At 61.8% G+C, this 20499-nt stretch carries 17 protein-coding genes; 7 read left to right on the top strand and 10 right to left on the bottom strand.

Features of this window, described 5'->3' with window-relative positions; translation table 11 throughout:
- Positions 1-566 (bottom strand): DUF4214 domain-containing protein (locus tag ACT6QH_RS12530; RefSeq protein ID WP_444975134.1); only part of this gene is annotated, 566 nt, incomplete at its 3' end.
- Positions 567-909: 343 nt separating this feature from the next.
- Between ACT6QH_RS12530 and ACT6QH_RS12525 the strand changes: the two genes are divergently transcribed.
- Both ACT6QH_RS12525 and ACT6QH_RS12520 read left to right on the top strand, forming a co-directional pair.
- Positions 910-2301: a glycosyltransferase family 4 protein gene (locus ACT6QH_RS12525; RefSeq protein ID WP_444975133.1), complete on the top strand. Its 1392-nt coding sequence runs from the start codon at positions 910-912 to the stop codon at positions 2299-2301.
- A 25-nt stretch (positions 2302-2326) separates the two neighbouring features.
- Positions 2327-3799, top strand: a complete 1473-nt coding sequence (locus tag ACT6QH_RS12520; RefSeq protein WP_444975132.1) for a mannose-1-phosphate guanylyltransferase/mannose-6-phosphate isomerase — start codon at positions 2327-2329, stop codon at positions 3797-3799.
- Positions 3800-3877: 78 nt separating this feature from the next.
- On the opposite strand, the gene ACT6QH_RS12515 is transcribed toward ACT6QH_RS12520, so the two are convergent.
- The gene (locus tag ACT6QH_RS12515) at positions 3878-5356 is read right to left on the bottom strand and encodes a carbohydrate porin (RefSeq protein ID WP_444975131.1); all 1479 of its coding nucleotides are present in this window, start codon (positions 5354-5356) and stop codon (positions 3878-3880) included.
- A 358-nt stretch (positions 5357-5714) separates the two neighbouring features.
- Positions 5715-6284, bottom strand: coding sequence for an elongation factor P (gene efp / locus ACT6QH_RS12510; protein ID WP_444975130.1), 570 nt, complete (start codon positions 6282-6284; stop codon positions 5715-5717).
- A gap of 141 nt (positions 6285-6425) precedes the next feature.
- Between efp and epmA the strand changes: the two genes are divergently transcribed.
- The 3 genes from epmA to ACT6QH_RS12495 all read left to right on the top strand — a co-directional run bounded on the left by epmA (position 6426) and on the right by ACT6QH_RS12495 (position 10684).
- Positions 6426-7529 (top strand): EF-P lysine aminoacylase EpmA, encoded by a 1104-nt coding sequence (gene epmA / locus ACT6QH_RS12505; protein WP_444975129.1) that lies wholly within the window; start codon positions 6426-6428, stop codon positions 7527-7529.
- Positions 7530-7659: 130 nt separating this feature from the next.
- Positions 7660-8850: a mechanosensitive ion channel family protein gene (locus tag ACT6QH_RS12500; protein WP_444975128.1), complete on the top strand. Its 1191-nt coding sequence runs from the start codon at positions 7660-7662 to the stop codon at positions 8848-8850.
- A 292-nt stretch (positions 8851-9142) separates the two neighbouring features.
- Entirely contained in the window at positions 9143-10684 is a 1542-nt protein-coding gene (locus tag ACT6QH_RS12495) for a TerC family protein (RefSeq protein ID WP_444975127.1), read from the top strand.
- A gap of 36 nt (positions 10685-10720) precedes the next feature.
- Here ACT6QH_RS12495 and rsmA read toward each other — a convergent pair whose 3' ends face one another.
- The 6 genes from rsmA to galU form a co-directional block, all read right to left on the bottom strand.
- A complete protein-coding gene (gene rsmA, locus ACT6QH_RS12490) occupies positions 10721-11572 on the bottom strand; it encodes a 16S rRNA (adenine(1518)-N(6)/adenine(1519)-N(6))-dimethyltransferase RsmA (RefSeq protein WP_444975126.1) in 852 nt (283 codons plus the stop codon).
- Positions 11569-12648, bottom strand: coding sequence for a 4-hydroxythreonine-4-phosphate dehydrogenase PdxA (gene pdxA, locus ACT6QH_RS12485; protein WP_444975125.1), 1080 nt, complete (start codon positions 12646-12648; stop codon positions 11569-11571). Before pdxA ends, rsmA begins: the two co-directional genes overlap by 4 nt.
- A complete protein-coding gene (locus tag ACT6QH_RS12480) occupies positions 12648-13535 on the bottom strand; it encodes a SurA N-terminal domain-containing protein (protein ID WP_444975124.1) in 888 nt (295 codons plus the stop codon). Before ACT6QH_RS12480 ends, pdxA begins: the two co-directional genes overlap by 1 nt.
- A 128-nt stretch (positions 13536-13663) precedes the next feature.
- Positions 13664-14689: a nickel/cobalt transporter gene (locus ACT6QH_RS12475; protein ID WP_444975123.1), complete on the bottom strand. Its 1026-nt coding sequence runs from the start codon at positions 14687-14689 to the stop codon at positions 13664-13666.
- A gap of 29 nt (positions 14690-14718) precedes the next feature.
- Positions 14719-15369 (bottom strand): DUF1007 family protein, encoded by a 651-nt coding sequence (locus tag ACT6QH_RS12470; protein ID WP_444975122.1) that lies wholly within the window; start codon positions 15367-15369, stop codon positions 14719-14721.
- 119 nt (positions 15370-15488) lie between these two features.
- Positions 15489-16373 carry a UTP--glucose-1-phosphate uridylyltransferase GalU gene (galU, locus tag ACT6QH_RS12465; protein WP_444975121.1) on the bottom strand — a complete coding sequence of 295 codons (885 nt, stop codon included), beginning with the start codon at positions 16371-16373 and terminating at the stop codon, positions 15489-15491.
- Between the two features lie 295 nt (positions 16374-16668).
- On the opposite strand from galU, the gene ACT6QH_RS12460 reads away from it, so the two are divergent.
- The gene (locus tag ACT6QH_RS12460; protein ID WP_444975120.1) at positions 16669-17967 is read left to right on the top strand and encodes a lytic murein transglycosylase; all 1299 of its coding nucleotides are present in this window, start codon (positions 16669-16671) and stop codon (positions 17965-17967) included.
- A 59-nt stretch (positions 17968-18026) separates the two neighbouring features.
- Here the strand turns inward: ACT6QH_RS12460 and ACT6QH_RS12455 are convergent, their stop codons facing one another.
- Positions 18027-19448, bottom strand: coding sequence for an aminotransferase-like domain-containing protein (locus tag ACT6QH_RS12455; RefSeq protein WP_444975119.1), 1422 nt, complete (start codon positions 19446-19448; stop codon positions 18027-18029).
- A 117-nt stretch (positions 19449-19565) separates the two neighbouring features.
- Between ACT6QH_RS12455 and ACT6QH_RS12450 the strand changes: the two genes are divergently transcribed.
- Positions 19566-20480, top strand: a complete 915-nt coding sequence (locus ACT6QH_RS12450; protein WP_444975118.1) for a DMT family transporter — start codon at positions 19566-19568, stop codon at positions 20478-20480.
- Positions 20481-20499 lie beyond the last annotated feature (19 nt).

Here is a 20499-nt window from a genome sequence, read left to right as displayed (position 1 = left end):
GTGCCCGGCCAGTAGCCGGTTTCGACGAACACAACGATGCCAGCTTCGGCAGCAATCACGGAAGCCTGGGTGTCGTTGACGCCGGTCACGGCGAGATGGGCGCTTTCCACGTTCCATTCCACGCCGGCCTGAGCCACGGCGCTGGCATAGGAGAGGCCAACATCGGTCTTGTTGGTCAGCGTGGTCAGATCCTGACCCGCGGCAGAGTTCTGCGCACCACCGGCCACAGCCGCGATGAAGTCACCCACCGGCACGGCGCCAGAGGTGAGCTGATTGGTCCAGTAAGCAAGGCCTTCCGCGTCCGGGTCGCGGTTGAACATGTTCTGGTAGATTTCGGTGATGAACTGCTTGGTGTCGCCTTCCAGCAGGTTCGGATACTGGAGGAAGGGATAGGTCTGGAGAGCTTCGGGCTGCTCGGAGAAGCTCTGCGCGATCTGCTGGATCGTCATCGGATCTTCAGCAGAAGTCAGCCGGCCAATCCAGTAGTTCAGACCTTCCGGATCGGGAGCGCGGTCAAAGTAGCCCACATAAAGCTGGGAAATCTGCTGAGCAGGAGAAAGTGCCATCTTGAACCTCTTGATGAACTCGATGCGCGTCCGGGTGCCCCCCGAAACAGGCGCGAATGGCGATGTCTGTCGCCCCTTCGCACCGGGCCTTCAGCGAAGGAGCCCAGAGTGCATCGGGACATGTACAGCAGATACACTACCCCCTCGGGGCTGTACAGCGAAAAATTGCAATTCGCGGTACAGCAGCTCATAGGTTGTAGAGCCGCGCGGATCACCATAAAAGGCGGATAATGATTATCTCAGATCGTGCTCGTGGTGAATAACAACCTGAAGATGCGCGGCTTGAGGCCGGTGTCGGTTGCAACCCAAGCGACAGCCGGAAGTGGTCTGACGAGGGCGGCACATGGCGATGTTCAGACGTCTGGGACTGGGGCCGCGCATTCCGCGCGAGCGGCCTGTGCCGTCTGTGTACAGGCCGTTGCGGCGCGCCCCTCTAGATCGAAATGCCCTCGCTTTGTGGGGGCTCCTGCATTCACAGATCGGTATTGGTTCGTCTGCGCGCGGCTATGCCCGCCTGTTGCAGAAGATGGCACCGCAATTGCGGGCCCGCCACATGGCGGCGCATGTGCAATGCCACGCCATGCCTCTGCCGGGGCGGGATGGCGTGGATTTCCCTGTCGATTCGCTGAACAGGCGGGCTATCCGCAATATTGTGGTGCTGAACCCGCCGGAATTGCTGGCCGGCAATATCTTCTTCCCGTCCGATCTGATGCGCGACACGTATGTGATCGGCTATTGGGCGTGGGAGTTGCCATATATTCCAGATGACTGGCGACCTGCCTTCAACCTTGTGGACGAGGTGTGGACATGTTCCTCCTTCGCCGCCCGTGCGTTTCGAGATGATAATGTCCGGGCGGGGCACGGGCGGGGCAGGGCCGCAAATCAGCCTTCTGCCGCCGGCAAACGCGTGAGCGTGCTGCCGCATGTCATGGAAGACTGGGCGCATACGCCCCGTGCTCAGGCCCGGCAGGTGCTGGGGCTGGAAGGGGATGTGTTCACCTTTCTGAGCGTGTTTGATTTTGCCTCCGGCCTGTATCGCAAGAACCCGCTGGGGGTGATCGCGGCGTTTCGCGCGGCCTTTGGTGATGGGCCTGCCGGGCCGAATCTGGTGCTGAAATATCACAGCGGGTGCCAGTATCCTGAGCACGAGGCCCAAGTGCGCGCCGCCGCCGCCGGCTGCCCGCGTATTCGGATCATCTCATCCGTCCTCAGCCCGCAGGACATGCGTCATCTGTTTGATGCAGCGGATTGTTTTATTTCGCTGCATCGCTCGGAGGGATTCGGTCTGAACATCGCCGAAGCGATGATGGCCGGCCTGCCGGTGATCTGCACCGCTTACTCAGGAAATATGGATTTCACCAGCGCCGCCAACAGCCTGCTTGTGGACTGGAAGCCGGTGCCGCTGCGCAAGGATGAGTATTTTGGCTGGCAGGGACAAAGCTGGGCCGAGCCGGATCTGGCCAGCGCTGCGGCTTCCATGCGCCATGTGGTGGAGGATCAGGCTCTCGCGCAGGTGATTGGCCAGCGTGCGCGCGCCCATGTGCTGCGCGCCCTTTCTCCTGAGGCCATCAGCGAGAAGATGCTGACGCTGCTGCAATTTTCCGAAGCGCGCTGTCATCTTGGGTTGTGGAGCAGAATCAGTGCAGGCCTGCGTGGCGCGTGGCATGGCTCCGCCCATGGCGGACCTTCGGAAAACGGACGCGGAAGCACATTCCGGCGCCCTCCAGTGATCTGACTAAAATATGCAGAAGGCATCCATCATGGCACATGGTCTTGCGGGGGCCAGCCTCGCGCGTTCCGAGGCTGCGGATAAGCGGATTATTCCCGTTATTCTGTCCGGGGGCACGGGTTCGCGTCTGTGGCCGCTCTCGCGGGAGGCATATCCAAAGCAGCTCCTGCCATTGGTTTCAGAGCGCACCATGTTGCAGGAAACCGCCTGCCGCTGTGCGGATCGCAGCATCTATGGCGCGCCGGTCGTCATCGCCAATGTCGAGCATCGTTTCGTCATTGGCGAACAATTGCATGCGCTGGGGGTTGAAGATGCGTCCATCGTGCTGGAGCCGGAAGGGCGCAACACGGCGGCGGCTGTCACCATCGCCTCGCTTCTGGCTGCGGCGCGCAACCCGGATGCCCTGATTCTGGTGATGCCGGCGGATCACAATATTCAGGATGTGGCGGCTTTCGACGCCGCCGTGGCCCGTGGCGCCCAGGCCGCGCGGGAGGGGCAGTTTGTTCTGTTCGGCATTCAGCCGACCTATCCGGCCACGGGTTATGGTTACATCAAAGCGGAGGCGGAAGGGCGCGCGGGGGTTTTCCCCGTGGCGCGATTCGTGGAAAAGCCGGATGAGGCCACCGCTCGCGGCTGGCTGGAAGAAGGCGGCTATTTCTGGAACAGCGGCATGTTTCTTTTGCCGGTTTCCGCCTTTCTGGAAGAATTGGGCCGTCTGCAACCGGAGATTCTGGCCGCCTGTCGGCAGTCTGTCCGTCATGCGGCGCAGGATATGGATTTCATGCGGCTGGCGGCGGAGCCCTTCTGCACGCAGCCTTCCATCTCGGTGGATTATGCCGTGATGGAACATACCGCGCGCGCCATGGTGGTGCCGGTGGATTGCGGCTGGACGGATGTGGGCTCCTGGTCCTCCCTGCACGAGATCACCACGAAGGATGCGGCCGGCAATGCGCTGGTGGGTGATGTGGTGGCCGAGGATGTTTCCGGCTGCTATCTGCGCGGCGAAGGCCAGCTTGTCACCGCCATTGGCGTGGAAGATCTGGTGGTTGTGGCCACGCCCGATGTGGTGATGGTGACAAAGCGCGGTCGCGATCAGGAGGTGAAGAAGCTGGTGGAGCGGCTCAAGGTGGATGGTCACGCCGCCGCGACACAGACGGTGCGTGTGCATCGGCCATGGGGCTTTTACCAGTCCATCCATAATGGGGATCGCTTTCAGGTGAAGCGTATCACGGTGAAGCCGGGGGAGAAGCTCTCCTTGCAGAAGCATTATCACCGCGCCGAACATTGGGTGGTGGTGAATGGTACCGCTCTTGTCACCCGCGATGACGAGCAGATTCTACTGCGGGAGAATGAATCCGTCTTCTTGCCGCTGGGCAGCGTTCACAGGCTGGAGAACCCCGGCAAGGTGGAGCTGAATGTCATTGAGGTGCAGTCCGGCCCCTATCTGGGAGAAGATGATATCATCCGCTTCGAGGATGTGTACCAGCGTTCATCAGCGGAATAGGGAACGTTCAATCCTGTAAAGAAAAAGGCCCTGCCGGTTCAAGCCCGGCAGGGCCTTTTGTTTGAGCCTTGAAAGATCTCAGAACGTCATCTCGATGCGGGTGCCGACCACGGCCGCATCTTCAATTGCGGCGCCGACAATGCTGTGGGGGTTCACAGCATTTCCGCCGGGGTGGAACACATACTGGAAGAAGGGCTGCACAGAGAGCCAGGGGGCGACAGCGGCCTGATAGGTGACTTCCAGCACGGCTTCATAATCCGGCACTGGCTCGAACGTGCCGTTCAGAAGATTGTTGAGGCGCACATTGCCCGCCAGGGTGGGGCTGATATTGGCATAGGCGAAGCCCACGCCGAAGACATCCGCATCGCGGCCCGGCAGAAGGCCGGTATAGGCCAGGCCGACATCCATGTACCAGTCGATCAGATTGCGGTTCTGCTGGGGGCTGATGGTGAAGCGCGCAAAGCCGCGCAGGCCTTGATCGTCCGTGCCGGGCTCCTGCCAGAGGGCCTGGTCGATGACGGCGTAGAGCGCATAATCGCCGGTATATTGCAGCGGGTCAGCCGCAGCGGGGCCGGTGCCGAGCGGCAGGCCATTGGCAGAGGTGCCGAGGCTGTCGAATTTCTCGGAATTGTACCAGCCACCGACCTTGTAGGTGCTGGACTGGAATTCGCTGCCGCCTTCCGGCATGTAGGTATAGGCGGCTTCGGCAATGAAGAAGGCGCCATCGCCAATGGGGAAGGTCATGCCATTTGTGTTGGCACCGGGTCCATTGGGGTTACCGTTGAAAATGGCGGCCTGCAACAGCCAGGCGTCGTTCGGCTGGAAGGAAACCTGCACGCCGGGTACGGCCATGGGGTAGGCCGGGCCGCCATCCGGCAGATCGGTGCCGAAGCTGCCCGGAAAGCCAAAGGTGGAGTTGACGAACAGGCCGGCGGTTTCGCTGATGACGAAATTTTCATCCGCGAGAATCTGGCCGGCCTTGATCTTGAGAACATCATCAAACAGGCTCTGCTCCAGCCAGATCTCGCCGAGGCGGACTTCCGCCGTGGCTTCCACCGAGGTCACGGTGAGCAGGTTGCCAATATAGTAGGTGGAGAGGCCGTGGCCCTGGATGACATAGCCGGCAGCATAGAAGGTGCCACCCTGCCAGCCGATGAACTTCTCCAGATCAATCGTCACTTCCGGCTTGAATACGCCATCATAGGTTGAACCCTGCCGGATGCCGCCCGAGACATTGCCCAGAATATCCATGGTCTGGGTGAGGCCGATGGTGATGCCATGGTCCTCTTCCAGTTTGGTGCGCAGGCCGCCCCAGTCTCCTGTCAGGGTTTCCTGCTCCAGCAGGCTGGTGAGGGAGGGGGGCAGGGCCAGGCTGGGGGTAAAGCCCGCCGGCTGGTTGGCTTGGGTCAGATCTGCGGCATGGGCCGGGCTGGCCACACCCATGGCGAGAGCAAGGCCCAGTGTGCACAGGCTGGCGCTGCCGAGAAGGCGCAGGGCCACCGGCCGGGAATGATGGGCTGTTTCAGAAATGGAAGATCGAAAAAAGAAGCTATTCATGACCGCCCCATAATGCGCCCGCATGGCAATGGGCCGCACAATGCGCGGGCCGGGCGCTCAAATGACCATTGGGGTGATACGCTTCGGGGTGGCTTGTGTGCAAGCACAACTTGAAAGATTTAATTTGTAATTTCTAAAAAGTGGTATCATGGTAATTTGTTGTACTGCAAACTTTTTCGCAAATTCTTCATATTGCAGCATTCAGCTTTGATGTTCGGGGATGATGTCATCTTGTGCTTCCGTTTTATTCCCGTTGGGGAAGGGGAGCGGCCGGCCCCATGAAAAAAGCCCGGGCGCAGCCCGGGCTTTTGTCTTGCCGATCATGCCTGATGCGCCGGAAGAGGCGCGCCTTGACGGATCAGTCCTTCGCACGCTCCACATAGGAACCGTCCGAGGTCATGACGACAACGCGGGTGCCGGTGGCGACATGGGGCGGCACGGAGGTGCGCACGCCATTGGAAAGAATGGCCGGCTTGTAGGAGGAAGAGGCCGTCTGGCCCTTCACGGTCGGTTCGGTCTCGGTGATTTCCAGAACCACGCGCTGCGGCAGTTCCACGGCGATGGGGTTGCCGTTATGGGTGGAGAGAATGCACTCCATGCCTTCCTGGAGATAGACAGCCTGATCGCCCATCACATCCTTGGAGACGATGAGCTGGTCATAGGTCTCCGGGTTCATGAAGGTGTAGCCGTCGGAATCCTCGTACAGATAGGTGTGCGGGCGGTCTTCCACGAAGGCGCGCTCCACCTGCTCAGTGGTGCGGTAGCGCTCGGAGATCTTCACACCATCCGAGATGCGGCGCATGTCGAGCTGGGTCACCGGGGTGCCCTTGCCGGGGTGGATATTGTCGGCGGTGATGATGACATAGAGCTTGTCGTCGATCTCGACCACATTGCCTTTGCGCAGGGAGCTGGCGATAACCTTGACCACGTCGCGTCTTCCTTGAACTTTTGCGGCGGCGGGCCGCTATAATGTAGAGATATCGGCGCGCACCATAACCATCTTCGCGCCAAGCGCCACCCTTGCGGCGGCCTTTGGCACGCCAATTGCCCGCCGCAAGGACGTCTTCTCGTGAAAAAGGTATCTGGTTCCCGTCAGTCGCTGGCTGCGAGTCCTTGGTGGGCGCGCACGGTGCATCAGGATCGTCGCCCCTTTCTGCTGGCGCGCGGGCGTATCACGGCGGCGGTTCGGGGCTGGTTCACCGGGGAGGATTTCCTTGAGGTGGAGACGCCGGTGCTCCAGCGCTCACCCGGCAATGAGGCCCATCTGCATGCCTTCGCCACGGATCTGATCGGGCCGGATGGCGTGCGTGATACACTTTATTTGCGCACCTCCCCGGAATTTGCCGCCAAGAAACTGCTGGCTGCCGGTGAAGAGCGTATCTTCGAGCTGGCGCGGGTGTTTCGCAATCGCGAGCGCAGCGCCTCGCACCATCCCGAATTCACCATGCTGGAATGGTACCGCGCCGGCGCGCCCTATGAGCAGCTGATGGAGGATTGCGCCGCGCTTCTGGCCCTTGCGGCGCGCACTGGCGGCATGGAGCGGTTCCTGTTTCGTGGACAAGGATGCGACCCTTTCGCCGAACCGGAGCGGTTGACGCTGGTTGATGCTTTCCAGCGCCATGCCGGGCTGGATCTGGAGCGGTTTCTGCCCGAGCCGGGTGCAGACAATGGCCCGCTTGTCTCCCCCTTTGCGCAGGCCGCTGCGGCTACGGGCGTGCATATTGCGGAAGATGATGGCTGGGCGGATATCTTCTCCAAGGTGCTGGTGGCGCATGTGGAGCCGCATCTGGGTGTGGGGCGGCCCACCGTGCTGTGCGAATATCCAGTGAGCGAGGCGGCGCTCGCCCGCCCGAAACCGGCTGATCCGCGTTTTGCCGAGCGGTTCGAGCTTTATGCCTGCGGGCTGGAGCTGGCCAATGCTTTTGGTGAACTGACGGACCCGGCCGAACAGCGTCGGCGCTTCATGCTGGAGATGGATGAGAAGGCCCGCCTTTATGGTGAGCGCTACCCTCTGGATGATGATTTTCTTGCCGCCCTTGCCGAAATGCCAGAGGCCAGCGGCTGTGCATTGGGGCTGGACCGGCTGGTGCTGCTGGCCAGTGGTGCGCGCCGCATTGAAGATGTGCTGTGGGTGCCCGTGGCCCGGCCGGGTCTGGGGGATGCGCTGGGGTGATCCGCCCTTGAAAGGGGTTGTCGACAGCTTCTGGGCATGAAAAAGGGTCTTTGGGCAGGTGGTGTCTTGTCTCTGACGCCTTCAATGGGCAAGCGTAGATCGCGCTGGTGGAAAGTAACGGGAACGTGCAATGGCGGATATTGAGCGGATTCTGGAAAATTATCCGGGTTTGGCCACCGGCCTGTGGCTTGTTGCGCTGATCCTGGCGGCGCTTGTTGTTCATTATTCTGTCAAGTTCATGCTGGTGATAATGGCGCGCCGGCTCATCGACCACGCAAAGTTCGTGCGCGTTCGGGATATTGTGCAGGCCGGGGTCATCAAGCGCCTGTCCATGGCCGTGCCGGCCATGGTGATCGCCAGCTGGATTGAGGCCGTGCCCGGACTGAATGGGACGGTCGCCTCTGTTGTGCGGCATGTGGCCATGGCCTGCATCACGCTGGCGGTGGCGATGGCGATTGTCGCCGGGCTGCAATTGGCGGGCCGTCTGTGGCAACGCCGGCACAGCGATTCGGGGCGTTCTGTGACCGGATATGTGCAGGTCGCCGCCATCGTGGTGTATGCCATTGCGGCCATTCTGATGATTGCCGAAATCATCAATCGCTCGCCGTTGATCCTGATGTCCGGGCTGGGAGCGCTGACGGCCGTTCTGATTCTGGTATTTCAGGATACGCTTTTGTCTCTCGTCGCTTCGGTTGAATTGTCCTCAACCGATATTGTGCGGGTGGGAGACTGGATCGAAATGCCCTCCATGAACGCCAATGGCAGCGTTGTGGAGGTGTCTCTTTACTCGGTCACGGTGCGGAACTGGGATAATACCTATACCAATTTTCCGGTGCGCAAGCTGGCTTCCGACCCGTTCAAGAACTGGCGCGGCATGACGGAATCCGGTGGGCGACGGATCTGTCGTTCCATCCCGATCGACCAGAGCACGGTGCGTTTTCTGAGTGCGGACGAGCTGGAAAAATTCTCGCACATGCCGAGCCTCAGCGCCTGCCTCAACCGCAGCCAGGCCGGGGCTGCCCACCCGGCGGGAGGTGCGGATACGCCGGCGGACATCTCTGAAAACAAGAGCCGGGTGACCAATCTCAGCCTCTTGCGCGCTTATATGGAAGCCTATCTGAATGCCCACCCCATGCTCCACAAGGACATGACATCAATGGTGCGACATCTGGAGCCGGGCCCCTATGGTTTGCCCTTCCAGCTTTATTGCTTCACCAGCACCACGGAGTGGAAGGCTTATGAAGCCATTCAGGCTGATCTTTTCGATCATATGCTTTCCATGCTCGCAGAATTTGACCTGAAGGTTTTCCAGTCCACCTGATCTGCCGGTTTCAAGGCCATTTCTGCCCATGAAAAATGCAGGTCGTCATTTCCCACGGCTTGAAACTGTGCTAGGCAAGCCTTGTTCAGTATCAGACTGCTGTGGGAAAAGACCTGCGACCATGCCGGGCGAAGGCGACAGTACAGGCGATAGTCGATACCGATCCAGGCCGGACTCCCCGGTGCGGGAGCGGCCACTTCCTCATATCTTGACTTGCACAACACCAGAATGCGCCTCGGATTCTCTCCGGGGCTTTTTGTGCTGGTTGGATCTCTCTTGATAGGCGTTGAAGATGGAGCTTCTTGCAGATCCGAACATATGGATCGGCCTCGTAACCCTTGTGGTGCTCGAGGTGGTTCTGGGTATCGACAATCTCGTCTTCATCGCCATTCTGGCTGACAAGCTGCCGCCGGAGCAGCGCAACCGGGCCCGCATCATTGGCCTGGGCTGCGCGCTCGTCATGCGCATTCTGCTGCTGTTTTCCATTTCGTGGATCGTCACGCTCACAAAGCCGTTGTTCACGGTGGCAAGTTTTGATTTCTCCGGGCGAGATCTCATTCTCATCGTTGGCGGCATCTTCCTGCTGGCCAAGGGTACGATGGAGCTGCATGAGCGCCTGGAGGGTGCTCAAAAGCCGCAGGAAGGGCGGGTGGTGCACGCCGTCTTCTGGCAGGTGGTGGTGCAGATCGTCGTTCTCGATGCGGTCTTCTCGTTGGACAGCGTGATTACCGCCGTGGGCATGGTGAACCACCTGTGGGTCATGATTGTCGCGGTCTGCGTGGCCATGGCCATCATGATGATGGCTTCCAAGCCATTGATGACATTTGTCTCTCGCCACCCCACCGTCATCATACTGTGCCTCGGCTTCCTGCTGATGATCGGCTTCTCGCTGGTGGTGGAAGGTTTTGGGTTCCATATTCCGAAGGGCTATCTCTATGCGGCCATCGGTTTCTCGGTGCTGATCGAGGCGGCCAACCAGTTGGGCCGGCACAACCGCGAGAAATACATCACCACGGGCGATCTGCGTGAGCGTACCTCCGAAGCCGTTCTGCGGATGCTGGGCGGGCGCGTGGGCCATGAGCCGCTGGGTGAAACTGTTGATGTCATCGCCGAACAGGCTGCCCAGGGCGATCTGTTCAACCCCAAGGAAAAGGAAATGATCCGCGGGGTGCTGGATCTGGGGGAGCGGCCCGTCAGCTCCATCATGTCGCCGCGGAATGAGGTGGAATGGCTGGATCTGAACGAGAGCCCGGAAGTGTTGATGGCCGAAATCCGGGATCTGAGCCACAGCCGCGTCATCCTTGCGCGTGAGCAGGTGGATGAGTTCGTCGGCGTGGCTATCACCAAGGAACTGCTCAATCTCATGATTGACGGCAAGGCGATTGACTGGGCCAAGGTCTCCCGTCAGCCGGTCATCGTGCATGAGACGACGGATGTGCTGAAGGTGATGGAGCAGTTGCGCCGCTCTCCCGTGCAGATGGCCATGATCGTGGATGAGCATGGCTCGCTGGAGGGGATTGCAACGCCCACCGATATTCTGGAGGCGATTGCCGGCGAGTTCCCTGATTTTGACGAGGAGGCCGCCGTGCTCGACCGGCAGGAGGATGGCTCCTGGCTGGTGGATGGCTTTGTGGATGTGCGCCAGCTCAGCGGCATTATCGGCCATGATCTGGTGGATGATGCCAACCGCTATTCCACGCTGGGCGGCTATATCCTTACCTGGCTGGGGCATCTGCCCGTGGAAGGAGAAACCTTCGAGGCGGAGGGGCTGCGCTTCGAGATCGTCTCCCTCGACAAACGCAGCGTCGGCAAGGTGCGGCTGATCGAAACCTGAGAAGGGCGGGCCGGTCTTGGAGCCGGCCCGTTTCAGTCAGCTGTTGCGGGTCGCGCCATAGGCATTGGCCAGCGCGACAAAACCGGGAATGTCGATTTCCTCCGCGCGGGCCGTTTCGGCAAGGCCGGCCTGTTCCAGCAGCGGCAATGGGGCCGTGCCGAGAGATTTCAGGCTCTGGCGCAGCATCTTGCGGCGCTGGCCGAAGGCCGCTTCTGTCACCTTTTCAAGATGAGCCAGAGTGCACGGCGCCGGGTCAGCCCGCGGCACCAGATGCACCACGGAAGACGTGACCTTCGGAGGTGGCACAAAGGCCGAGGGGGCGACATCAAACGCGATGCGGGCTTGTGTGCGCCAGCCCGCCAGCACCGCCAGGCGGCCATAAGCCTTGCTGCCCGCCGGGGCCACAATGCGCTCGGCCACTTCCTTCTGGAACATGAGGGTGAGCGAACTGAACCATGGGGGCCACGGGTCCGTGGAGAGCCAGCCCACCAGCAGAAGCGTGGCGACATTATAGGGCAGGTTGGCCACCACGCGCGCCGGTTCATTGCCCAGCATGGGGCGCACATCCACCTTCAGCGCATCACCTTCAATCACATCAAGGCGGCCGGGATAATGGGCGGCAATATCGGCCAGTGCATCCATGCAGCGCCGGTCGCGTTCAATGGCGATCACGCGTTTTGCCCCCAGCGCCAGCAGGGCGCGGGTGAGGCCGCCGGGGCCGGGGCCGACCTCGATCACAGTTGCGCCTTCCAGCGGGCCGGAGGCGCGGGCAATGCGGCCGGTGAGGTTCAAATCCAGCAGAAAATTCTGGCCCAGGCTCTTTTGCGCCGAAAGGCCATGCTCGCGGATCACATCCCGCAGGGGGGGCAGATCATCCAGCGCGCTCATGAAGCCTCTCCCGCGGGCTTTCCTGCGGGCTGGGCCGGCTGGTGGTGTGCCTCTTCATCCGCCAGCCGGCGGGCGAGACGCAGGGCCGCGATGAGGCTGGCCGGATTGGCGCGGCCCGTGCCGGCGAGATCGAAAGCGGTGCCATGGTCTGGCGAAGTGCGGATGAAGGGCAGGCCGAGCGTCACATTCACTCCGTCATGGAAGGCCAGGGTTTTGGCCGGAATCAGCACCTGATCGTGATACATGCCCACAACCACATCATAATTTTCCCGCGCTTCGGGATGGAATAGCGTATCGGCAGAGAGCGGGCCGCGCGCATCAATGCCGGCCTCTCGCAAGGCCGCGATGGCGGGGCGGACGACCTCCTCATCCTCCCGGCCCAGCGTGCCATTCTCCCCCGCATGGGGGTTGAGCCCGGCAAAGGCGAGGCGCGGATGCGCCAGCCCGAAGCGACAGGCCATGTCTTGGGCGATGATGCGCCCGGTTTCAACCAGCAGATCCACCGTGAGAAGCTGCGGCACGTCGCGATAGGGCACATGGATGGTGGCGGGCACCACGGCCAGAAGCGGCGACCAGATCATCATGACCGGCCGGGGGGCAAGACCCTCTGGCCCCCCGGCGCAGGCGGCCAGATATTCAGTATGGCCGGGAAAGCGGAAGCCCGCTTCATACATCACGGATTTGGCCAGCGGATTGGTGACGAGGGCCGCTGCGCGGCGGGCCTTCACCAGTTCCACGCCCTTTTCCAGCCCGGCGAGCACACAGGCGGCGCTGCTGGCATCCGGCGTGCCCGGCTCCGCCGTGGCTTTGGGGCCGGCGGGCAGAATGGGCAGGGCATCAGAAAACAGGTCGGTGGCGTCTTCCGGCGTGCAGGGTGCCAGGGGGAGCGAAACACCCAGTTGCGCGGCGCGCCGGGCCAGAAGTGCTGGATCTCCAACCACGAGAAAGGCCGGCAAATCTGCCGGCCCTCCATTTTCTCCAGCCCGCGCCTGCCAGGCGCGAATAACCAGTTCCGGCCCCACGCCGGCAGGTTCGCCCAAGGTGAGGACGAGCGGTGATTTTTTCCGCGCGCTCATCAGCGGTACTGGATCAGCGCGCTTTTGCGCAGCCCGGAAAGCAGATTGTCCGAAGCCTTCTTGAACTGAGCTTCGCTCAGCTCATCCTTGACTTCCCGCTTGGCAGAGCTTTCACCGCGGATCTGGCGTTTCTCGCAAATGGCGAAGGTTTCCACGCCAATCTGGGTTGTTTCCGGCGGGGTCAGGCCACCTTCCGGGGTCTTGTCCAGAATTTTCTGCAATTCCTTCGGCATGTCGGAAGACAGGCGCAGGGCTTGTGGGCGCACCACCACTTCCTTCATGGCCATGGCCATGGGAATGCCGGCCTCGCAACTCTTGAAGCGGGAGCGCAGGCGCCTGGCATCACCCATGCGGCCCTTGCCGATGAGAATGATGGGGCGCAGAATATATTCCGTAGCGGTATTTTCCGTCTGTCCGCGCTTTTGCAGGGCGGCGGCCACATCCGCGTCACGAATGGTCACATTGCCGACGCGCGCCCGCACATATTGGTTCCACACATAATCAGCGGCCAGCTTGTTCTTGAACAGGCGCGGGTCCAGCCCTGATTGCTTGAGCATGGCCGCCAGCTGGTCGGCTGTGCGCCCGGAGCGGGAGGCCACATTCTCGAACATCTTGTCTAGATCTTCCTGGTCGATCCCCTCATTGAGGTTACGGGCCTGCTGAAGCTTCAGGCGTTCATTGATAACCTCTTCAAGAGCCTGCTTCTGCGACAGGCTCTTGCGATCAAGCATCTGGCTCAGGCGCTGGCGCTGGGAGACATCATAGGTGGTGATGGGATCGCCATTCACGATCACCACGACCTGTTGCGCATGGGCCGCAACCGCAGGCCCCATGACGGCCAGAAACAGAGCGGCCAGAAAACCGAGACAGTGACGCTTGATGAACATGAGCCGTTCCGTACCCTCATCCCCAGACAGATTACCGTGAGATATCATCATTATGGTCCATGGGTCATGCCCCATGGGCATGAACAGCCAGCAAGGCCGGGGCAGCATACCGGCATGTGGCCGCGCCCTCAACCGGGCAGCAGCCGTTCGCTTTCCAGATAGCCGGTGAGCAGGCCAAGGCCGAACAGCATCACGAGAACCGCAGCCAGCAGCTCAACGGCGCGCATCAGCACCTGTGCGGTGCGTCCATTTTGGCCGGCGAGGCGCACCGCAATGCGTTTGCCATAAACGGCCAGCGCGGCAATGCCCGTCACCGTGAGAGCCGTGCCCAGCCCCATGGCAATCACCGCCAGAATGCCGGAGATGAATACTCCCTGAGCGAGGGCGAATGTCAGCACCAGAATGGCGCCCGAGCAGGGGCGCGCGCCAGCCGAAACTACGGCGATAGTGGCGCGCTTCCAGCCACCATCGCGGATCAGCGCGGGATCTGGCATATGGACGTCACCGCAGCCGCAATCATTGCCATGCTCGTGGTCCGGCACGCCACGCAGGGCGCGTAGCAGCGCCCGGCCCTTGGAGAAGCTGAGCCAGAGACCAAACAGGGCGATGCCGCCATAGGCTGCGATCTCAATCACATTCATGGCCTGCGCCATGGAGGCGGCGGTCGCGCCCAGAATGGCGGCCAGCAGGCCCACAAACAAAATGGCGACGAGCGCCTGCACCATGCCGGCGGCGAGAGACAGCGCGGCCCCACGGCGCAAGGTGCCGCCATCGGCCAGCAGATAAGAGGAAATCACAGCCTTGCCATGGCCGGGGCCTGCGGCATGGAACACACCATAGGCGAAGGAGAGGGCGGCCAGCATCCAGGTGGCGTTGCCATCAGCCTTGGCGGCACGCACGGCCTGCACAAGTGAACGGTAGAATTGTGCCTGCTGGGCCAGGATATAGCCGCCAATGCCGCCTGCCGGTTCCGGCCCGGCGCCCATGCCGAAAGGGGTGGGGCGCGGGCCGCCGCCCTGCTGGTTCACCATCTGCCCCAGAGCCTGGGCAAAGGCAAAATCGGGAAACAGCAACAGCGCCGCCAGCAAGCTTCCGGCCAGCAGCGCCCCCAGCGCCAGTATGATGTTCCAGTTTCTGAGGCGAAAACCTGCCATGCGGCGCGCATCCGGACGGGGCTGTATACTCACGGGCATTTCACCACGATCTTGTCCGCCATCTGCATGCTGAAGCTGCTGGCCTGTGTGAGGTTTTCAAAAAAGGCTTCGGAAAGCTGTGTCGTCTGCTGCTTGGCCGGAGACATGACCTTTTCCGCGCATCCGGCCGGCGCATCCAGCAGCTTCACGGGGCGTGTGGGAGAAAATTCAAAGGCGATGAAATAGGTCGGGTCGTAAATGTCGATGGAAACCATGCCGTGCGCGGAAAGGGGCCGCGTCAGGGGCAGGGTGAAGTGCAGGGTCAGAGCATCGTCGGCATAAGTCAGATAGTAATTGACCGGATCTTTCAATGGAATTTTCGAGGTCGCCGTCTTGGCGGTGACGAAATACTCGAACTCCTTGAGAGATGAGATGTTCAGCTCCGCAAGAGGTTTGAGTACGTCATCGCCATAGGTACCATCAGCCTGTTTGGCGAGGCCCTGAAGGGCGAAGGCGCTGAAGGCTTCATCGAAGGTCCAGCTCTGGCGGATGCCGGTCAGCGTGCCGTTGGGCGCATAGACCAGTTCGGAACGCATCACCACCCACACATGGGGATGGGCGGCAGCGGGGCGCGGCGAGCCTGTGACCAGCCCGGCCACCAGCGCCCATGCGCCAAGATGCAGAAACAGCCGCCGCCACATGATGTTGTTCCTCCCCCCGGAAGCATCACCCGCCGCAATTGCATCCATGGCGTGCATGCAGGACGGATGGTTCCTGCCCTGCATGCACGCCGACTTCGGCAAAAACACGGCCGGCCGGATCAGTCCTGGGCGAGCAGGGCGGCCAGCTCTGTGCGATATTGCGGCTCGATATCGGGGCGCGAAAGCGCGTAGGCCGCATTGGCCATGAGGAAGCCGATCTTCGAGCCGCAATCATAGACACGGCCTTCAAAGGTGACGGAGAAGAAGCGCTCGCGCTCATTCAGCTTCAGCATGGCGTCCGTCAGCTGAATTTCGCCGCCCGCACCGGGGTCCTGACGGGCCAGCAGATCAAAAATGGTGGGCTGGAGAATGTAGCGCCCGGAAATGGCGAGGTTGGAGGGGGCATCCTCGCGCCGGGGCTTTTCCACCATGGAGGTGATGGCCTGTGCCTTGCCGGGCCGGGGCTCGACACCGACAATGCCATACTGGTGCACCTGATCGTCCGGCACCTCATAGACGGAGACGACATTGCCGCCCGTCTCTTCATAGGCTTCCACCATATCGGAGAGGCAGCCCTGTCCCTCTGGCGTGAAATGCAGCATATCCGGCAGCAGCAGGGCGAAGGGTTCATCCGCGATGATATCGCGCGCGCACCACACCGCATGGCCCAGGCCCAGGGGCAATTGCTGACGGGTGAAGGAGGTGGTGCCGGGCTTGGGGGTGTCATCTCCCAGCTCTTCCAGCAGCTTCTGCTTGCCGCGCTCCTGAAGGGTACGCTCCAGCTCGAACTGGCGGTCGAAATGATCCTCGATCACCGCCTTGTTGCGCCCGGTGACGAATACGATGTGTTCAATACCGGCGGCCAGGGCCTCATCCACCACATGCTGCACCACGGGCCGGTCCACCACCGGCAGCATTTCCTTTGGCACCGCCTTGGTTGCGGGCAGGAAGCGCGTGCCGAGGCCCGCCACGGGAAGGATTGCCTTGCGAATAGGTTTGCGCATGAAAAAGCTCGTCCTGAATTCTGAACACAGACATACTGGCCCTGTTGGGGCTGACCCGTATCGAGCAGCGCTGCGGCAGGGCCAGCAGCGCTTGTGCCGGTTTAACCGGCCCGGTCGTGGGCTGCAAAGATTCCTTTTCCCGCCTGCCCTCAGGGCCCTTCATGCGTCTTGTAACCGGCACATCATCGCGCTGCGTTAACCGTGAGGCAATCATATGCAGGCTGAATAGGCGAAGGACGAGGCGGGGTGCAGTTTGCGCCGCCTTCAGGCAGGACAGGGACAAGGGCTCAGGCAGATGGCGAAGACGATTTCCACAGGCGCGTGGCTTCGGGGCGCATGGTGTGCCACGCTGGCGCTCGCGGCGACCGCCTTCATTGCGCCGGCTCATGCCCAGGCGCAGACGACAGGCTCACTTTCCACCCATTCCAGCCATCCGCTCATGGCGCCCCATGCCCTGGCGCAGGCCGAAGCGAATTTTCCACGCTGCATCGCCTCGCTGTGGCCCATGGCGCAGGCCAGGGGTGTCTCCCGCCAGACCTTCGAGCGCTATACGCGCAATCTTCAGCCCGATATGAAGATCATGAAGTATCTGGACAGCCAGCCGGAGTTTTCCAAGCCCATCGGCGATTATGTCGAGATGCTGGTGAGCAATTACCGGGTGAAGAAGGGCCGGGAAATTCTCGCCAAATACAAGAATGTGTTTGATGCGGCCGAGCGCGCCTATGGCGTGGACCGTTATGCCGTGGCGGCCATCTGGGGCATTGAATCCTCCTATGGCCACCCCTCCGGCATTGGTAGCCGCAATGTGCTGGAATCCACCGCCACCCTGGCCTGTATTGGTCGCCGGCAGGAGTATTTCCGCACCGAATTCATCGCCACCTTGCAGATTCTGGATCGCGGCGATGTGCCTTACAAGGATTTGAAGGGCTCATGGGCCGGCGCTTTCGGGCCCACGCAGTTCATGCCCACCTCCTTCCACCGCTTCGCCGTGGATTTTGACGGGGATGGCAAGCGTGATGTGGTGAACTCCATTCCAGACATCATCGCCTCCACCGCCAATAATCTGAAGCTGGATGGCTGGAAATATGGCAAGACGTGGGGCTATGAGGTGAAGCTGCCGCCGGGCTTCGATTACCGCTATGCCAATCGCAAGTTCAAGCAGTCTCTGGCGCAGTGGGCCTCTCTTGGCATCACCCGTCCCAGCGGTTCGCGTTTTCCGCGCCCGAACGATCAAGCCTATCTGCTGCTGCCCTCCGGCGCGAATGGGCCGGCCTTCCTGATGCTCGGCAATTTCGACGCCATCCTGAAATATAATCCGGCAGATGCCTATGCGCTGGCCATCGGTCATCTGTCGGACAGGTTGCGGGGCTATGGCGGGTTTGCTCAGAGCTGGCCGAAGGAAGAGCGGGGTCTCTCCCGTGCCGAGCGCGTGGAAATTCAGAACCGCCTGACCCGCATGGGTTATGATATCGGCCCGGTGGATGGCATTCTGGGCTCCAAGTCCCGCGCGGCCATTCAGGATTTCCAGGCCCGTTCCGGGCTGCTGCCGGATGGTTATCCGAATATGGCCTTGTTGCAGAAGATGCGGCGCTGAACCTGATCTTCTCATTTGAAACAACGCCCTGGCGTGGTCTGCGCCGGGGCGTTTTGCGTTCAGGAGGGCGGGGCTGATCCGTACGGCTCCATGGCTCGCGCCAGCACCCGGAAGATGCGCTCATCCTGGCTCTGGGCCACATTGAAGCGCAGGAAGCCGCTGGCTGTGCCAGCCTGGCTGAAGGCGTTGCCGGGTGCCAGCACCACATCCTCCTTCAGGCAGGTGCGGGCGAGATGGGCGGCATCCATGCCTTCGGGCAGGCGAGCCCACAGGAACATGCCAGCCTGAGGCTCCAGCCATGGGGTGATGCCAAGCGGGGCGAGTTGTTTCACCACCTGTGTCATGGCGGAGGCCAGCCGCAGGCGCACCTGCTCCATATGTTTGCGATAGCCGCTATCCGTCAGCGCCACCAGCGTCAGTTCTGCGGCAAGCTGGCTGCCTCCGAAACTGGTCGCGATCTTCAGATCCACCAGACTTTCCACCCATTCCGGCCGGGCGGCAATGTAGCCGCACCGTGCAGCGGCCGATAAGGTCTTGGAAAAGCTGCCGATATGCAGCACGCGCGCGAGCCCGTCAAAGGCCGCGAGGCGCGGAGAGGGGCTGTGCTCGAAATCGGCATAGATGTCATCTTCCACAATGGCGATATCGGCCCGTTCCGCCAGTTGCAGCAGGCGATGCGCCGTCACGGGGGAAAGTGTCGCCCCGGTTGGGTTATGGATGGCGGCATTGGTGATGTAGAGGCGTGGTGCATGGGCCAGTGCCGCAGCCTCGAAGGCGGCGATATCCGGGCCGTGGGGCGTATAGGGCACGCCAATGGCCTGCACCCGGTGGGCTTTCAGCAAGGCGTGGAAATTGAAATAGCAGGGATCATCCACCAGCACCGTATCGCCCGGCTCCAGAAGGAAACGGCAGATCAGATCAATGGCCTGTGTGCTGGAATCGGTGAGCAGGATCTGCTCCGGGGCGGCTTCGATGCCATTGCCGGCCATGCGCCGCGCCAGCACCTGCCGCAGAGCGGGCAGGCCCAGCGGGGGCGCATAATCTGCCAGTGCCGGCGCATTGGCGCGGGCCAGTTGGCGCAGGGCGCGACGTATTCCGGCCTCGTGCATCCATGAGGCCGGCAGCCACCCGCAACCGGGCCTGAGAACCTCCGGCCCCACATCCAGTGCGTGACGGGAGATCCATAACGGGTCCACCTCCCGCTCCAGTTGCGGCTCCATCTGCGCTAGCGCCAGCGGGGCGGCCGGGCCGCAGACATAGAAGCCGGAGCCAGGACGGGCGCGGATCAGCCCTTCAGCGGCCAGTCTTTCATAAGCCTCCACAATGGTGGAGACGGAAACGCCCATTGCCCTGGCCTGCGCCCGCACCGAAGGCAGGCGTGCACCGGAGGGGAACTGACGTGCATGAATGCGGGCGCGCACGGCATCCATGACTGCATCAATGCGTGTTCCGCCTGAAGTTTGCGCCGGGTTTCGCGCCATCCGTACTGCTCCAGTGGCCATAACAGTTTTTACCAATTGTACTGCACTGTCTCTGGCCAGTCGAGCTGCACGGGCAGAGGATGCGTCCATCAGAAGAGCGGAAAGGCGCATCTCATCATGAACAGGACAGCCAGGGGCTGGCTCAATGGTTTCATTGGAATGGTCATCTTTTCCGGCTCGCTGCCGGCCACACGGGTGGGGGTAAGCGGGCTGGACCCCTTCTTTCTCACCGGGGTGCGGGCCGTCATCGCCGCCCTTCTGAGCATCGCCATGCTGGTGGTGATGCGCCAGCCCCTGCCGCGCAGACGGGATATTCTGTCGCTGGTGGTGGTTGTGTCCGGGCTGGTTGTGGGGTTTCCGCTCTTCACGGGCCTGGCCTTGCAGGAGATATCCTCAGCGCAATCCCTGGTGTTTATCGGCCTGCTGCCGCTGGTGACGGCTCTATTCGGCGTGCTGCGCGGTGGTGAGCGTCCGCGCCCAGCCTTCTGGCTCTTTTCCGGCTTCGGCAGTGCACTGGTGGTGGCCTACGCCGCCGCGCAGGGGCTGACAGCGGCCCCCATGGCGAATGTGATGATGCTTCTGGCCATCGTCACCTGCGGTCTCAGCTATGCAGAGGGGGGACGGCTGGCGCGGCATCTGGGTGGCTGGCAGGTTATCTGCTGGGCGCTGGTGGTGGCGCTGCCTGTCATGGTGCCGCTGTCTTTGTTCACCATGCCGGGGGACTTTGCCGCAGTGCCGGCGCGCGCCTGGGTCGGGCTGGGTTATGTCGCGTTGTTCAGCATGCTGATTGGTTGCGTGTTTTGGTATCGCGGTCTGGCGCAGGGTGGCATTGCGGCGGTGGGGCAGTTGCAGCTGCTTCAGCCCTTCTTCGGCCTCGCGCTGGCTGCCTTGCTGCTGCATGAGGAGGTGCGCCCGGAAATGTTGATGACGACGCTGGGGGTGGCCTTGTGCGTGGCCGCCGCCAGCCGCTTCTCAGCAAAGGTGCCCGCCGCTGAGCCAGTTGAGGAGCCCGCCGTGGAGGCCCAGTCCTGAATCCGGGTGCTCTTCCGGC

Source organism: Haloleucobacter albus (genome assembly GCF_052492075.1).
This window is presented reverse-complemented; position numbering and strand designations above follow the sequence as displayed.

Excerpts from the sequence above, each read along its gene's own strand:
- ACT6QH_RS12460 (WP_444975120.1), top strand. The coding sequence starts at position 16,669 with ATGGCGAAGACGATTTCCACAGGCGCGTGGCTTCGGGGCGCATGGTGT.
- ACT6QH_RS12480 (WP_444975124.1), bottom strand. The coding sequence starts at position 13,535 with ATGTTCATCAAGCGTCACTGTCTCGGTTTTCTGGCCGCTCTGTTTCTG.
- ACT6QH_RS12500 (WP_444975128.1), top strand. The coding sequence starts at position 7,660 with ATGGCGGATATTGAGCGGATTCTGGAAAATTATCCGGGTTTGGCCACC.
- ACT6QH_RS12520 (WP_444975132.1), top strand. The coding sequence starts at position 2,327 with ATGGCACATGGTCTTGCGGGGGCCAGCCTCGCGCGTTCCGAGGCTGCG.
- galU (WP_444975121.1), bottom strand. The coding sequence starts at position 16,373 with ATGCGCAAACCTATTCGCAAGGCAATCCTTCCCGTGGCGGGCCTCGGC.
- ACT6QH_RS12515 (WP_444975131.1), bottom strand. The coding sequence starts at position 5,356 with ATGAATAGCTTCTTTTTTCGATCTTCCATTTCTGAAACAGCCCATCAT.
- ACT6QH_RS12455 (WP_444975119.1), bottom strand. The coding sequence starts at position 19,448 with ATGGCGCGAAACCCGGCGCAAACTTCAGGCGGAACACGCATTGATGCA.
- ACT6QH_RS12525 (WP_444975133.1), top strand. The coding sequence starts at position 910 with ATGGCGATGTTCAGACGTCTGGGACTGGGGCCGCGCATTCCGCGCGAG.
- ACT6QH_RS12475 (WP_444975123.1), bottom strand. The coding sequence starts at position 14,689 with ATGGCAGGTTTTCGCCTCAGAAACTGGAACATCATACTGGCGCTGGGG.
- ACT6QH_RS12495 (WP_444975127.1), top strand. The coding sequence starts at position 9,143 with ATGGAGCTTCTTGCAGATCCGAACATATGGATCGGCCTCGTAACCCTT.
- ACT6QH_RS12470 (WP_444975122.1), bottom strand. The coding sequence starts at position 15,369 with ATGTGGCGGCGGCTGTTTCTGCATCTTGGCGCATGGGCGCTGGTGGCC.
- rsmA (WP_444975126.1), bottom strand. The coding sequence starts at position 11,572 with ATGAGCGCGCTGGATGATCTGCCCCCCCTGCGGGATGTGATCCGCGAG.
- pdxA (WP_444975125.1), bottom strand. The coding sequence starts at position 12,648 with ATGAGCGCGCGGAAAAAATCACCGCTCGTCCTCACCTTGGGCGAACCT.
- ACT6QH_RS12450 (WP_444975118.1), top strand. The coding sequence starts at position 19,566 with ATGAACAGGACAGCCAGGGGCTGGCTCAATGGTTTCATTGGAATGGTC.